We start from the raw sequence: 15,465 nt of genomic DNA, 5'->3' as shown, positions 1-15,465 counted from the left end.
ATTTGGGCTGGGTTAAACCTCGAATCAACTTATAAGGTTTAACCCAGCCTTAATTTTAAACTTCTAATTTATCAACCAGCATGGCATCGCCATAGCTAAAGAAACGATAGCGACTTTTAACTGCATGCTCATAGGCAGCCAAAATGTTGTCTCGATTTGAAAGTGCTGATACCAACATGAGCAGAGTAGACTCAGGCAAATGGAAGTTAGTAATTAAACGATCTACGATGCAGAACTCATAGCCAGGATAGATAAAGATCTGTGTGTCGCCAGTCCAAGCTGCGATTTTACCACCATGAGCTTGAGCTGCACTTTCTAAAGCACGTGTCGCGGTTGTACCAACCGCAATCACTTTATTTCCGCGTGCTTTAGTTGCCAAAATTAAATCAATGGTTTCTTGAGGTACATCACACCATTCACTGTGCATGATATGGTTGGTAATGTCATCAGTACGAACAGGCATAAATGTGCCTGCACCGACGTGTAAAGTCACAAAGGTTTTTTGAACATTTTTTTGTTCTAATTTTTCTAGAAGTGTTTCATCAAAATGCAAGCTTGCAGTAGGTGCTGCAACACTGGCAATTTTTTCTGGATTATGGAAAACCGTTTGATAGCGTTCAGTGTCAATTTCTTCTGCTTCACGGTTAAAGTAAGGTGGAATAGGTAACTGACCATATTGCTCAAGTACAGGCAAAATTGGCTGTGAAAACTCAACCACAAATAAATTTTCGTGACGACCACGTACAATCACAGGAATGTTATCGGCACCGACATAAAGCTCAGCACCTGCTTTAGGCGAGTTGCTCGATTTAATATGGCAATACGCTGTGGTGTGGTTCAGCATGCGCTCAACCAAAATCTCGATAGCACCGCCTGTAGAACGTTTTCCTTTAAGTCGTGCTTTCATGACTTTGGTGTCATTGAGCACTAACAGATCACCTTCTTCAAACAGATCGATAATGTCTGTGAACATGTGATCGAGATATTGACCCTTTGAGTCTAAGTGTAACAACCGCGAAGCACTACGTGATTCGAGAGGGTAACGGGCAATAAGTTCATCAGGTAATTCAAAGGAAAAGTCGGACAGTTGCATATTTAGAAAAAAAACACCGCAAAAATTGGGCCTAGTATAAACTTTTTCGCTTTTTTATGGCTGTGCTTATAGCCTAAATCATGAAAAATGTTTAAATGATCTAAAAGTGAACGATAATATTCACTTAGGGTTTGACAAGTTTTACAAACGCGCTAATATACGCAACACAAACATACTTCCTCTCCCGAGGTGGTGAAATTGGTAGACGCGGCGGACTCAAAATCCGCTGTCAGAGATGACGTGTCGGTTCGAGTCCGACCCTCGGGACCATATTCAGAATCGTAAGATTCTACGAAAACCCCTAAGCTAACGGCTTAGGGGTTTTTTGTTGGTCTAATTTTTATTATGGAAAGTTTGGAGAAGCTTAGATACTATTACGCGTCAAGACTTTATAATAAATTTTGGGGTGGGGAGTTGGTTAACGAAAGTGAATTAAAAGAGAAAGGAATATTAAATTTTATTAATAAATTAAAAATTCAATGGTTTAAGGTTGAGAAGTATCTAGATTCTTTAAATAGAGGAAATGATGAAAATCTTTATGATCACCTATTTGTTATAAGTGACCGTTATAAAGAGGCAATTAATATTCTAGATAATTTGGGGGAGGAGTCGTTTCTAAATAATCCATTTTATGATGATTTAAGTGTTTCTATTCGTATCGTTAATAAATTAGAAGAATTAATTGGTAAATTCTTTTCTAAAGATAACCTTGAAAATATTCAAATAGTTGAAAATGGTTATGAAAATCCAATGCTTATTGCTATTGAGTCTTATCTAACACAGCTAATCCATTATTATCAGAATATAAAGATGGAAAGTGAATTTTCTGAACGTTTAGAAGAGTTTAACGAAGAAAATGAGAAACTAAATGAAAAGGTACAAGTAATTGAGAGTTCATTAGATGATCTTAGAAATATTGAAGTACACGAAATATTTGCAGATGATTCCAATAAGTTTAAAAGAATCGCACTTTTTTATGAAATTGCATTTTATATAATTCTTTTTTTTATGTTCTTATATTTTTTTGGTTGGTATATTGATATAAATACCGAAAATATTAAGTTTAAACTAGCAGAACAGTTTCATGGGAATCATACACCTACATTCTATGTACAAAAAATTTCCCTTCTAATTCTTTCTACTACACTTGCTGCTTTCCTCCTAAAAAGATCTTTTATGAATCGTCGTTTAGCTGATGAAGCTTACCGAACTTCAAAAGAGCTTCATGCATTGCCTCGTTATATAGCAGGTCTGCCCAAAGAACTAAAAGATAAAATAAGATTTGATTTGGCTTATAAATACTTTGGCAATGGTATTCATCATGAAAGTTACACAGGTGGTGAAAATCTAATGCATGAAAATATAAAAGCAAATACCGATTTTATTAAAGCTGTAAAAGATTTAAAAACGCCTGATAGTGGAAAAAATGATTCAGAAGATAAATAGTTTAAAAAGGAGATATTTCATGAAAAGTTGGGAACGTTGTTGTGTAGAGTCTTTAGTTCGTATTGCAGCACCTTTGGGAGAGCTTCTAGAAGGTTATTGAATTTATTTTATTTATATTTAAGAAGTAAGAGCCATGAGTAATTTTTCTATTGATGAATCGGTACAATTAATTAAGAACTCTTACACACAAGAGTTGTTCAAAGAAGTTCATTCATCTTATGTAATTGGTAATTATAGATCAGCTGTTGTTATGCTTTGGTCAGTTGTAGTGACTGATCTATTGTTGAAGTTAAAAGATTTAGATTCAATTTATAACGATGAAATTGCAAAAAAAATATTAAAAAAAATTGAGAAACAATTAGATGTAAATAAAACTTCATCAACTTGGGAGTATGAATTAGTTGAAGATTTTTTTAAAGAATTTAATTTTTTTGGTGCTCCTGAATTAGAACAATTTAGACATTTACAAAAAATGAGACATGTTTGTGCTCATCCTGTTATTAATGAAGAAAATTTACTATATAAGCCTACAAAAGCAAAAGTATATTCCTTAATTGAAATTTCTATGCAAAGTGTTTTTTTGAGAGATGCATTGATTTCCTCAAAGGCTATCGACCATGTATTAAAAGAATTAAATAGAATTAGAAGTATCATTAATGGAAAAAAAGAAAGACAGTTGTATTTTAAAAATAAACTATTACCACTTATGTCTGATAATGTTCTTAAGAAATTTATTGAAAAATTGTGGATATTTGTCTTTGTAAAAACCGATGACATATTACAATTAAATTTAGATATTAACTTACATATTCTTAGTTTTTTAGCTGCTGAAAAAAAAAGTAATATTTATAGATTTTTTAAAAAATGAAATAAAAAATATTGCTAAGGTTCCTGAAGATGAGACTTTTCTTGATTATTATGTAGAGTTTTGGGCAACACATAAATTTTTGTTTAAATATATGGATGAAAGTTTTAAAAAATTAATTATATCTTTAGTTGATAGTCCTGCATATAAGCATTTTGAGTTTTTAAAATATAGTTCTATGTCTGATTTTATTTCATCGTTTACTAAAGGTGAATTTGAGTATGTATATCTAGATTGTATGGAACTCTATGAATCACAATGTGAAGAAGAAATGATAAGAGAGAAATATAATATTTTCTGTATTGATATTATGCTGGGAATTGGTCCAAGTTTTGAGAGAGATGATTTTTTTAAAGAAAGAATATTAAGTTCAATTAATAAATTTAATTTGGCAGACTTAAGGTATTTACTCAAAGGTATGAATGATAATAAATTGATTTTTCAATCTATAGAAAAATTAATAGATGAAATTCTTAAAATTGATAGGAATTTTGATTTTAGTGAGTTTGAATTTTATAAAAGGATTATTAATTCACATTTAACTAAATTTGATCAATCAAGTAATCCGGATTTACCATTTTAATTTTTTTAAAAGGATATGTACGCAAATTATAAATTAATTCTTCGTAGCTAGATCTTCCCGCTAAATTTTTGGAGCCTATTCTCGATTATAAAGCCTATCACATATCAGTTTATGTCTTAGTTCGATCTACTAACTGACGAAAACCACTCAATTATCATGATACCAGCTAGCCTAAGAAATGATTGGCTCAACTGTAAAATAATAAAGCCCCATTGAAGGGGCTTGGCGTTATGCGACAAGATATAAGAACATGGAACTACTTAAAATAATGCCCATGATCATGCCGATTAAGATCGGGTATAGCTGCATTTATTACTCCTGTATGGATTTGCTGATTTAAATTGAGTTGGCTTTTGTTTTGGAAATCTTCTTCCTTATAAAAAGCTTTCATTTCACGGATGTATCGAGTGAATTGATAATCCAGGATCATCCAAAAAATAATGAGGGCTAAAACAAGAATAACGATGAAAAAGATTGGGAAATTTGTCATTTAAAAGTACCTTTTTGAAAGTTTTTTTTGTGTATTTTTACATTCCACACAGAGGGTTACAGAGCCATAGCGCTGACGCTCAACGGGAATATCATTTCCACATTCTTTACATTCGGTAAGGGCAGCTAAAGTGTTTAAGATGTAATTATTAGAAAATTTAAAGATGTTTTTTTTCTTTTTTGTTATGATTCTGAACTCGCATTTCTAACATCTTACAACTCTTTACCTTCAAAAATTTGTTGTATTTTCCTCAAGCATACCCACTTTATGTATCTGAAAACCTTTAATTGAAACTTCACATTTCTATTTTGAAAAGAACGTTGCTCTTTTTATGTACTGTGTTAAAGTTTGTAGTAGATCATAATGATTATAAGTACATTTTTTAAGAGCGGTTCCGACCAAAAACGAAAAAATCTGTGAGGCGGGCAATGACATTCCAGCGTTTAGAACTAAATCAGGTTGAGCAGTTAAGTGCTTGTAGGATATCTCTGTTGCTTGGATTAAATGCCGAGCAGAACTACATCGAGCAATTTTTCCGGTTTAGTCTCCGTCTTTTGAAATGTAAAAAAGCCTTACTGACTTTTAATCAGGAACCTTACTTTTGGCATCGTTGTCCAGAGGGTATGACGGCCATCTCGTTTAAACCTTCGAAACATTTAAAACAGTGCTTTGCTAAACAACAGATCATTAATCACTCACATCCTTCTTATCAAAACTTAACCAACTATTTAAAAGAACTAAACATCGAGTGCAGCAGGGCATTGGCCGTGCATCTTTTACATCCTGATAAAACGTCTATGGGCTTTGCTGTCTTTTTCGATGATGATGCAGCTACATTTGAAGATGACGATATTCAATTGCTGCTCGATTACTGCTCTACTTTTATGCAGCAAGTCGAATTGAAGTTTAACTATGAAGAGTTAAACGAACTTTATGAACAACAAGTTGCGATTAACTCAAGTAAAACTAAATTTTTCTCGATTATTTCGCATGACTTACGAGCGCCGTTTCATGGATTGCTCGGGTTTTCTGAAGTACTCGCCAAAGAGCGTGAAACTTTAGATGAGTCTAGTATTCAAAACATTGCAGATTATTTATATGACACCTCACAATCGACCTATAATTTACTTGAAAGCTTACTGACATGGGCGATGGCAGAGGGTGGGCGTTTTGTTTATCACCCAATTAACTTTAAACTTAGACAAGTCAGCAATATTGTTTGCGATGTACTACGTACCTTAGCTTTAAAGAAAAATATTGAACTGGTTAATGATGTTCCAGATGATTTAAACATCTATGCAGATATCAATATGATGACCTCCGTAATTCAAAACTTGGTATCAAACGCGCTGAAATTTACCGATGTTGATGGATCTGGGAAAGTTTTTATTGAAGCAAGACAAGCTGACAAAAATATAGAAATAACAGTTCGAGATACTGGTTTAGGCATGACCGAAAAACAAATGACAAATTTGTTCCATCCGCGTATTACAGCTAGCTTTAAAGGAACCGCAGGTGAAAAAGGTGCGGGCCTAGGTTTGAGCCTTTGTAAGCGTTTTGTCGAAATTAATCAGGGACAAATTGATGTCAGCTCAAAAGAGGGCGTAGGAACGACATTTAAAGTTTTATTGCCTTCGGCTCAGGAATATCATGATGCTCATGTCGAGCATTACTCTTCAACGGAAGCAAAATTAGTCTAAGCCCTTTTCCTACTCCTACTCGAACTGCTATAACTAAAAACAGAGTACGAGGAAAAGAGCTTTTTATATGAATGCGGAGCAGTTACAAAAAACATTGCGTGCGAGTCAGTATGCAGAACAAGTTTTAGGCTTGCATCAGGCTGTTTTAGAACAAGATTACCAATTAGATCAATTTACTACACCGCTCTCGACCGAACAGATTTATCAATTTGTACAAATCACATTAGATGGAATCGGTGACGAAACATCTTGGATGCGTGGATTACGCATTTTACGAAGTCGTTTAATGTTCCGTTGGATTTGGCAGGATGCCAATCAGCTTACCGATGTTGTCACACTCACACGCGAACTTTCTGATTTTGCCGATGCCAGTATTTGTGCGGCAAAGGACTTTGCACGTGTAGCACTTGTGGCGAAACACGGTGAACCGATGAGTTACTCTGGCAAACTTCAGGATTTGATTGTGGTTGCCATGGGTAAGCTTGGGGCACAAGAGCTTAATCTATCGAGTGATATTGACCTGATTTTTGCTTTTGATGAACAAGGCGAAACCAATGGCCGCAAATGTATTGATGTACAGCAGTTCTGTATTTTATGGGGACAAAAACTCATTTATTTGCTTGAACACATTACCGCAGATGGTTTTGTATTTCGAGTTGATATGCGCTTACGCCCTTGGGGAGATGGCTCGGCACTAGCGATTAGTCACGCAGCTTTAGAAAAATATTTAAGTCAGCATGGTCGTGAGTGGGAACGCTATGCATGGATTAAAGCGCGTGTTGTGACGGGAGGTAAAGAAGGACAAGACTTGTTGGAAATGACACGTCCTTTTGTGTTCCGCCGTTATGTCGATTACACCGCTTTTGCCGCGATGCGCGATATGAAAGCGATGATTGAGCGTGAAGTGTTACGTCGTCATATTGAGGATGATATTAAACTCGGGGCAGGTGGTATTCGCGAAATTGAGTTTATTGTTCAGGTCTTTCAGCTTATTTACGGTGGCTCTAAACGTGAGCTGCAAGACCGCCAGTGTTTAGTTAGCCTTGAGCATATTGGTGAAGCAGGTTTGTTAGAAAGACAGGCTGTTTTAGAACTTGAGGATGCTTACCTGTTTTTACGCCGTATTGAACACGCGATTCAAGCGCTGAATGACCAGCAAACACAATTGTTGCCAGAAGAAGTAGACCTAAGACAGCGCATTATAGATACCTTAGGTTTTGCGAGCTGGGATGAATTTATTGATGTTCTTAACGAGAAACGTCAAAAAGTAAAAGTTCAATTTAAGCAGCTCATTGAAGATACAAGTTCAAATGCCGCAACTGAAAACTTTGGACAGTTAGAACAGCAGTTAGATGAAGTGTTGGATGACAATGCGAAAAATCTGATTCATGAATTCTGGCATGGTCACGCACTCAAAAAATTACCTTCAAATGCTGTCCAGCGTTTAAAAACATTCTGGCCTCATTTAATTGAAGTGATTTTACAGTCAGAACAACCTCAAACTGCACTTTTGCGTTTAATGCCGCTGATTGAATCAGTCATGCGCCGAACCGTGTACTTAGTGATGCTGATTGAAAGTAAAGGTGCATTGCAACGTTTAGTTAAAATGGCGACGGTAAGTCCGTGGATTTGTGAAGAGTTAACGCAATATCCAGTGCTGCTTGATGAGTTTTTATCGATGGGCTTTGAGTTGCCAAAACGCAAAGACTTAGAGGATTCTTTACGTCAGCAATTGCTTCGTATTGAAATTGATCAAGTTGAAGACCAAATGCGCGCACTTCGACTGTTTAAAAAGAGCAATGTACTCACTGTTGCGGCAAGTGATGTGTTAGCGGAAAGCCCGCTAATGAAAGTATCTGATGCATTAACCGATATTGCTGAAGTCAGTGTAAATGCAACACTTCATTTGGCTTATCAGACTGTGGCAAAGCGTCATGGTTATCCATGTGATGTCGAGGGAAAACGTTGCTCACTCGACTACAAAGCCTTTGCCGTTATTGGTTATGGCAAGGTGGGTGGTATTGAGCTGGGTTATGGCTCTGACTTAGACCTTGTCTTTATTCATTATCTAGATGAGCAAGCCGATACGGATGGAACGAAGTCGATTACTGGCTTTGAGTTTGCTATGCGTGTCGCTCAAAAGTTTATGTCACTCATGACCACTCAAACGCTTGATGGCCGTGTCTATGAAATTGATACACGTTTAAGACCTTCAGGTGAGGCCGGTTTATTGGTGACGAGTCTTAAGGCCTACGAACACTATCAGTTGAAAAGTGCATGGCTTTGGGAGCATCAGGCACTCGTTCGAGCTCGCTCTATTGCAGGCGATGAGGTGCTTTGCCAGAAATTTGAAATATTTCGCCGCGAGATATTGACTCAATCTAGAGATGAGGCTTATGTTCGTGAGGAAGTGTTGAAAATGCGTCAGAAAATGAAAGACCACCTGGGTTCATCTTCTGAACAAAAAAAACATGGTATTTTTCATTTAAAACAGGATGCAGGTGGTATCGTAGATATCGAATTTATGGCACAGTATGCTGTACTTGCATGGAGCGGGACGAACCCCGATCTCGCCCATTATTCTGATAATGTAAGAATTTTAGAAGATGCTGCTAAAGCAGACTGCTTATCCAGTGAAGATGCCACAGCATTAATTCGAGCCTATCTTAGTGAACGTGCCGAAAGCCACCGCTTAGCCCTTGCGAATCAATCCATGCAAGTCAGCGCAGCGGACTGGCGTAGTACCCGTGCGGTCGTTTGCAATTTATGGCAAAGATTAATAGACCCAACCGCCTCGGTTGAGTTGGATAGTGAATGATTTTATAACAATTTGGAGTGTTCCATGAATTTGGCTGATCGTGATGGTTTTATTTGGCAAGATGGGCAATTAATTGATTGGCGTGATGCAAAGATTCACGTTTTAACACATACTTTACACTACAGTATGGGCGTATTTGAGGGTGTTCGTGCTTATGAAACTCCTAAAGGTACTGCCATTTTCCGTCTTCAAGACCACACAAAACGTTTGTTAAATTCAGCAAAAATTTATCAAATGAAAGTACCGTATGACCAAGCAGCGCTTGAACAAGCACAAATTGATGTTGTACGTGAAAATAAACTAGCTTCTTGCTATTTACGTCCGCTTATTTGGATCGGTTCAGAAAAACTTGGTATTGCAGCAACAAATAACACGATTCATGCCGCAGTTGCAGCATGGGCGTGGGGCGCATACCTTGGTGATGAAGCAATGGCGAATGGTATTCGCGTTAAAACTTCATCATTTACTCACCATCATCCAAACGTGACGATGTGTAAAGCAAAAGCATCTGGTAACTACACATTGTCAATTCTTGCTCACCAAGAAGTTGCACATTCTGGTTACGATGAAGCAATGTTAATGGATCCACAAGGTTATGTCTGCCAAGGTTCTGGTGAAAACGTATTCTTGATTAAAGATGGCGTTTTACATACTCCAGATATCGCTGGTGGTGCGCTTGATGGTATTACACGTCAAACAGTAATGACGATTGCTAGAGACCTTGGTTATCCAGTTGTTGAGCGTCGTATTACACGTGACGAATTCTACATTGCAGATGAAGCATTCTTCACTGGTACTGCTGCGGAAGTAACGCCAATTCGTGAATATGATGACCGTCAAATCGGTGCAGGTGGCCGTGGCCCAATTACTACTGAAATTCAAAAGACTTACTTTGATGCAGTTCAAGGTAAAAATCCGAAATATGAACACTGGTTAACTTACGTAAAATAAGTTAATCCGTTAACATAAAAAGGCGAACTTTGGTTTCGCCTTTTTATTTTTGGCTTAGGGAGCTTTTATGCATATTGTCTATGTCTCTGATGGTAAGGCAGGACATCGCTCACAAGCATTAGGCTTGTTTCAGGCGATGCAAAGACAAAAGGCAGAAACAACTTTTGAAGAGATCCTTATTTCTGATTTACCTATTATTTCTTTAATTCAGGCACTGTTCTCTTCAAAAAATTCCTTATTTAAACAAGCACCCGATTTTATATTCGGAGTGGGAAGCCACACTCATTTTCGTGTCTGGTTATTCGGTAAAATTTTTAGAAAAGCCAAAACTATTATTTTGATGAAGCCTAACTTACCTTTGGTTTGCTTTGATTACGCTGTTATTCCTGAGCATGACGGTATTCACGCCAACAGCAATTTGATTGTGACACGCGGTGCATTAAATCCAATTCGTAATGAAAACCGCCATGAAAAAGACCGAATTTTAATCGCTTTAGGCGGCTCATCTAAGCGACATCAATGGAACCCAAATAAAGTATTAAGCAGTGTTCAAAAAATTGTTGAGAATAATCCAGATGCTGAAATTATTCTGACGACTTCACGCCGAACGCCACCAGAATTTATCGATATTTTAAGACAGCAAAGCTTTGCTGGGCATTTACAAATATTTCCGGTTGAGCAAACACCGCAGGGCTGGATTTTTGAAGAAATGCAAAAAGCAGAAGCTGTTTGGGTAACTGAAGATAGTGTGTCTATGATTTTTGAGGCGCTTACCGCGGGTTGTCGAGTCGGTGTAATGGCAATGGACCGTTTGAAAGACGACCGGATTACCCACTCAGTTGATCAAATGTTAGAATCAAAATTAATTTCACAGCAGACTTGTGTTGTACAGTTACCACAACCTTATGCTTTTAAAGAAGCAGACCGTGTGGCAACATATCTTTTAGCGAAAAATTAAATTTTTTATTTTGAGTAAATAAATGAAAATATTGCATATTGCGAATTTTGGCTTTAATAAACAAGGCGCCCATTTTTACTGCACAGACCGTAAAATTTCTGCCGGACTAATTGAAAATGGCCATTTCGTTTATGACTTTAGTTTTCGTGACATGGCTCGAATGGGAACTATTTTTAAAACAAAAAAACTGGGTGCCAGTTGGGCCAACAAAGAAGTACTAAAGGTCGTTAATAATATTGAACCTGATCTGGTACTGATCGGGCATAGTGACTTAATGAGTCCAGATGTTCTCAGACAGATTAAAGAATCTTATCCAAATACTAAAATTGCATTTTGGTATGTTGATCCGCTTTATCTCGAAAGCAAACTCGACTTTGTTAAAGCATTCTCGCCATATTTAGATGCTATTTTCTGTACAACCGGTGGCGAATATCTACAAAAATTAAAACAGCCGCATTTAAGCGTAGCTTATCTGCCAAATGTGGGTCATCGTAATGTGGAAACACTACAGCAATTTTCAAATGTGAATACGGATAAGACCTTTATTTTTTGTGGCGTGGTCTATAAAGAACCTGAGCGTGAGAAGTTCTTAAAGGACTTAGCAGATGCGTTGCAACAAGGCCATGTGAACTATCAATATTATGGTTGTTTTGAACAACCGGGTGTTTACGGTAAAGCTTATTATAAAGTTCTATCTGAAACAAAAATGGGACTTAATTACTCACGCCGTAATGATGTAACTCTGTATAGTTCTGACCGTATTGTACAACTGACTGGTAATGGTTTATTGACTTTTAGCCCAAGAATTCCGGGCTTTGAGAAGCTCTATACCGAGCAGGAAGTGGTTTATTTTGATGATCAGTTTGATTTGGCCAAGAAGATCCAATTCTTTGATCAAAACCCAGATCAGGCTGAAAAAATAGCGAAAGAGGGCTGGGAGAAAACACGTAGGTCTTTCAATGCTAAACGCATCACCCAGTTTATGGTTGAGGTGACATTTAAGCAGCCCCTTTCAGAAGATTATGAATGGTCACATGAGGTTTATGCATGATGTGGTTTTTGTACGTTGCGGTAGGCCTATTAGTACTTGCTGCACTGTTATATGTGCTGGGTAATTATACTTTCTGGCTTCCGTTTCGTTCAAACAAACTACCACGTATTGTAATGTTGCATCAGGTTACCCCTAAAGATGCAGCCTCTGGCATGAACATGCCTCCTGAAAAGTTTGAACAACTCTTACAGTTGTTGACGCGTAAAGGAGCTACTTTTTGTTTTGTCTCTGAGCTTGACCAATACCGTAATCAAAAAAATGTCGTTGCTTTAAGTTTTGATGATGGCTTTATGGATAATTATCTTTATGCCTATCCATTACTCAAAAAATATAATGCAAAGGCAACTATTTATTTGGCGACACAAATTGAAGGAATCGAAAAGCTAACTCATGAGCAAATCCATGAAATGGCGAATTCAGGTTTGATTGAATTTGGTGCGCACACACAACATCATGTGAACTTACTTAAACTTGATGATCAAACTGCTTACGATGAGATGTTGCAATCTAAACGTGACGTTGAAGCATTAGTTGGAAAATGTCCGAGCTTTGCCTATCCATTTGGTCGATTTAACGAAAAACACCAGAAAATGGCTCAAGAGATTGGCTTTAAAAATGCAGTATCGACTCGTAAAAAAATCGAAGCTTACGAAGCAGTTAATCAATTTAATATTCCACGTGTCAGCACGCATGGTGCCATGAATGCTTTACAGATGCGTATCGCCCTTGCTAAAGGACGTTATAAGTTATGAATAAAATTCCATGTAGTGTCTATATTGTCACTTTAAATTGTGATGCTTGGTTAGAGCGAACATTACAAAGTGTCAGTGAGTTTGATGAAGTCATTATTTTAGACTCTGGCAGTACTGATAATACTTATGAAATTGCACAGCACTTTGAAAATACGCAAATCTCTCATCAAGATTGGCAAGGTTATGCTGGGCAAAAAAGTTTGGCTTTAGCAAAATGCCGAAATGATTGGGTACTCAATTTAGATGGTGATGAAGTCTTATCTAATGAGTTAAAACAAGAAATTGTTGAGACCATTCAGAAAAATAAGCTTGATGCTTTAATCACACCGATTAATGACGTGTTTTTAGGTGTTCCCAACAGTAAACATACTAAAAAACATGCGAAAGTCCGTTTTTTCCGTAAGTCTAAAGGGCATTATGACCTTGCCAATAAAGTCCATGAAAATGTGATTGTGGAAGGTGAATCTCAGCGCGCTCAATATGATATTTATCATTATGGCGAGTCGAGCATTTTCGTTAAAGTCGAAAAAAATAACCAATATTCAAACCTCAAAGCACTAGAGAAATACCAAAAAGGAAAGTCTCCAAGCGTTGCAAAATTGGTTTTGGTAATGCCAGTGACTTTTCTGAAGTCTTATTTTATTCGCCGTAGTTTCTTAAATGGTTGGCGTGGTTTCGTAAATAGTATGATTAACGCGTTTTATGCTTTTCTAAAAGAAGCCAAACTGTTTGAACAGACCATGAATAAAGATAAAAAATAAGTAGGCAAGCTATGAAAATTGTTCAGGTATTGGCAACTAGTGGTGGAATTGGTGGTTTAGAGCAGCACACTTTTAACCTTGTTAATGAGCTTGCTTTAAATCATGAAGTACATGTGATTGCACATCCTTGCTATCTAGACAAATTTAGCCAACAAGTACATTTTCATGCTGTTGATTTTGCACGTAGCCGTTGGAATATTTTTTTACTCTGGCAACTTAAAAATCTCATTCAGCAAATTCAGCCTGCTATTGTTCATGCACAAGCAGGAAAGGCGGCTGAGCTGATTGCCCGAATTAAGCCATTTTTATCTGGTCCAAAATTTGTAACGACAGTACATGGTACTAAAAAGAATAAATCTGCTTATTTAGCCGGTGATGCGGTTATTGCCGTGAGCCAAGCACTCACGCAAGGCATTCCAGAGTCTAAAGCACATGTGGTTTATAACGGGGTCTATCCTCAACCCGTACTTACAATTGAAAATAAAGAAAAGTTACTTCAATCTATTCAAAAAGATTTTGCTGAGCTAGATGCAAGCAAAAAAGTTGTTATGTGTATTGGACGTCTAGAGCCAGTAAAAAATATCAGTTTATTGATTGAGTCGATGCAACAAATTGATGCCAATTTATGGATTATTGGTGATGGTTCACTTCGAGTAAGTTTGGAAAAACAAGTTAGTGAATTAAACATGCAAGATCGGGTCGCTTTTCTTGGATTTAGAACTGATGCTCGAGATCTGGTGCAATTAGCAGATATCGTGGTTTTGTCATCAGATCGTGAAGGTTTTCCACTTGTTATGGTCGAGGCTTTACAGGCTGATAAAGCAATGGCTTCAACCAAAGTAAACGGTGTGATTGAGTGGCTGCCAGAGCAATATCTGGCAGAAATTGGAGATGCACAAGGTTTAGCAAATGCGATTCAATGTGCACTTCAACCTGAGGCTCAAAACGACTTTAGCGCTTTATATGCAAAAGCCAAGGCTGAACTGACTGTACCAGCCATGGCTGAGCAGACGCTTAATATTTATAAAGGCCTGCTGAAAACTTAATTATTTTTTGGCGTAAGGCGGATGGCATCAAGTACTACGAAGTTATCTTCGACATTAATGGTATGGCAACCGTCATCAGCCTGATTCCAGTCTGGCAAAACTACTTCTAGTAATTTTTCTTCATAAGCTGTCGGGCTAAGCTGAGTAATTGTCTTTAATTCGATATTGCCGCCATAACGTTTTAACGAATCTTGGCTTGGTCGAACCAGTTGCCCTTTATAAATAAAAGGTTTACCCGCCATACGGAACTGCTGACTGCCTTGGCACACTGGGTTCATTGGGTGCTCTTGCCAGTTCGGATTTAAAATATCTTCGGTAAAGAATAGGTCTAAACGGTCACCAAATTTCTTACAATCACGACGCGTTGAAGTAAAAAGATACCATAAGCCTTCATGATAAAAAGGTGTGCTGTCGACTGCTTCGATATTCTCGATCAGATTAGAATGCTTTTCCCATTTCAGTGGAAATTCAGTACATTTCCAAAGTTCAATCGTCTTGTTGGCAGAAGTTTCTGGGATCATGTACCAAGTGTCTTCTACTTTAAATACACAAGGATAAGAAAGGTGATAGTCGAGTTTTAATATTGTCTCGGGTGGGGTGTAAGTGCCATCTTTAAAGACTTCTAAGACCGAAAGAAAGCCCACTGGATGTTCGTCATCTACTTCTTCAAAAAAAATGAAATGACGACCATTTTCATAAGCATAAAAGCTATCTGCAAATGTAAACTTTTTAGGGGAGTGGATCTCAAAGAGAGAATCTAATTGCTCAAGTGTTGTAAACGGTTGTTCTAACCAGCCAAAACGCATATACCAATGAGAGTCAAAAGATTTTGCTTTTTTTGCTTGTTGGTATTTGTACCATTTTTTTTGAATTGAACGAATCATGACAATACAAGAAAATAAAAAAGATATATTAACTCTATTTTACATTAGATATGATACTCGCTGTTCA

General features: G+C 37.1%; 14 protein-coding genes, 1 tRNA gene and 1 pseudogene. 12 read left to right on the top strand and 4 right to left on the bottom strand.

What is annotated here, in order from left to right:
- Window positions 1-55: 55 nt before the first annotated feature.
- The gene (queA, locus tag F935_RS01150; protein ID WP_016137229.1) at window positions 56-1,093 is read right to left on the bottom strand and encodes a tRNA preQ1(34) S-adenosylmethionine ribosyltransferase-isomerase QueA; all 1,038 of its coding nucleotides are present in this window, start codon (window positions 1,091-1,093) and stop codon (window positions 56-58) included.
- Window positions 1,094-1,276: 183 nt separating this feature from the next.
- On the opposite strand from queA, the gene F935_RS01145 reads away from it, so the two are divergent.
- From F935_RS01145 to F935_RS18935, 4 genes are all read left to right on the top strand, one after another.
- Window positions 1,277-1,363: transfer RNA gene (locus F935_RS01145), tRNA-Leu, on the top strand.
- A gap of 75 nt (window positions 1,364-1,438) precedes the next feature.
- Entirely contained in the window at window positions 1,439-2,539 is a 1,101-nt protein-coding gene (locus F935_RS01140) for a hypothetical protein (protein WP_016137228.1), read from the top strand.
- Window positions 2,540-2,672: 133 nt separating this feature from the next.
- The gene (locus tag F935_RS18940) at window positions 2,673-3,407 is read left to right on the top strand and encodes a hypothetical protein (RefSeq protein ID WP_016137227.1); all 735 of its coding nucleotides are present in this window, start codon (window positions 2,673-2,675) and stop codon (window positions 3,405-3,407) included.
- 91 nt (window positions 3,408-3,498) lie between these two features.
- Entirely contained in the window at window positions 3,499-3,987 is a 489-nt protein-coding gene (locus F935_RS18935; RefSeq protein ID WP_016137226.1) for a hypothetical protein, read from the top strand.
- A 256-nt stretch (window positions 3,988-4,243) separates the two neighbouring features.
- Here F935_RS18935 and F935_RS01130 read toward each other — a convergent pair whose 3' ends face one another.
- Both F935_RS01130 and F935_RS18680 read right to left on the bottom strand, forming a co-directional pair.
- Complete coding sequence (locus F935_RS01130; protein WP_016137225.1) at window positions 4,244-4,477, bottom strand: hypothetical protein; 234 nt, start codon at window positions 4,475-4,477, stop codon at window positions 4,244-4,246.
- Window positions 4,478-4,600: pseudogene (locus tag F935_RS18680) on the bottom strand (TraR/DksA C4-type zinc finger protein); the annotation flags it as partial.
- Window positions 4,601-4,905: 305 nt separating this feature from the next.
- Here F935_RS18680 and F935_RS01120 point away from each other — a divergent pair.
- From F935_RS01120 to F935_RS01085, 8 genes are all read left to right on the top strand, one after another.
- On the top strand, window positions 4,906-6,177 hold the full coding sequence (locus tag F935_RS01120; RefSeq protein ID WP_016137224.1) for a sensor histidine kinase: 1,272 nt from the start codon (window positions 4,906-4,908) through the stop codon (window positions 6,175-6,177).
- A 67-nt stretch (window positions 6,178-6,244) separates the two neighbouring features.
- The gene (gene glnE, locus F935_RS01115) at window positions 6,245-8,995 is read left to right on the top strand and encodes a bifunctional [glutamate--ammonia ligase]-adenylyl-L-tyrosine phosphorylase/[glutamate--ammonia-ligase] adenylyltransferase (protein WP_016137223.1); all 2,751 of its coding nucleotides are present in this window, start codon (window positions 6,245-6,247) and stop codon (window positions 8,993-8,995) included.
- A 24-nt stretch (window positions 8,996-9,019) separates the two neighbouring features.
- Window positions 9,020-9,946 carry a branched-chain amino acid transaminase gene (locus tag F935_RS01110; protein WP_016137222.1) on the top strand — a complete coding sequence of 309 codons (927 nt, stop codon included), beginning with the start codon at window positions 9,020-9,022 and terminating at the stop codon, window positions 9,944-9,946.
- A 67-nt stretch (window positions 9,947-10,013) separates the two neighbouring features.
- Entirely contained in the window at window positions 10,014-10,904 is an 891-nt protein-coding gene (locus F935_RS01105; protein WP_016137221.1) for a mitochondrial fission ELM1 family protein, read from the top strand.
- A 22-nt stretch (window positions 10,905-10,926) separates the two neighbouring features.
- Window positions 10,927-11,955 carry a glycosyltransferase family protein gene (locus F935_RS01100; RefSeq protein ID WP_016137220.1) on the top strand — a complete coding sequence of 343 codons (1,029 nt, stop codon included), beginning with the start codon at window positions 10,927-10,929 and terminating at the stop codon, window positions 11,953-11,955.
- Window positions 11,952-12,707 carry a polysaccharide deacetylase family protein gene (locus F935_RS01095; protein ID WP_016137219.1) on the top strand — a complete coding sequence of 252 codons (756 nt, stop codon included), beginning with the start codon at window positions 11,952-11,954 and terminating at the stop codon, window positions 12,705-12,707. Before F935_RS01100 ends, F935_RS01095 begins: the two co-directional genes overlap by 4 nt.
- The gene (locus F935_RS01090; protein ID WP_016137218.1) at window positions 12,704-13,468 is read left to right on the top strand and encodes a glycosyltransferase family 2 protein; all 765 of its coding nucleotides are present in this window, start codon (window positions 12,704-12,706) and stop codon (window positions 13,466-13,468) included. Before F935_RS01095 ends, F935_RS01090 begins: the two co-directional genes overlap by 4 nt.
- 11 nt (window positions 13,469-13,479) lie before the next feature.
- Entirely contained in the window at window positions 13,480-14,514 is a 1,035-nt protein-coding gene (locus F935_RS01085; protein ID WP_016137217.1) for a glycosyltransferase, read from the top strand.
- Here the strand turns inward: F935_RS01085 and ghy are convergent.
- A complete protein-coding gene (gene ghy, locus F935_RS01080; RefSeq protein WP_016137216.1) occupies window positions 14,511-15,398 on the bottom strand; it encodes a glycosyl hydrolase Ghy in 888 nt (295 codons plus the stop codon). The two genes, F935_RS01085 and ghy, sit on opposite strands and share 4 nt — an antisense overlap.
- Between the last annotated feature and the right edge of the window lie 67 nt (window positions 15,399-15,465).

This window comes from Acinetobacter calcoaceticus ANC 3811 (assembly GCF_000399665.1).
Taxonomy (GTDB): Bacteria; Pseudomonadota; Gammaproteobacteria; order Pseudomonadales; family Moraxellaceae; genus Acinetobacter; species Acinetobacter calcoaceticus_B.
The sequence above is the reverse complement of the archived record's forward strand: the minus strand, read 5'-3'. Positions and strand labels throughout refer to the sequence as shown.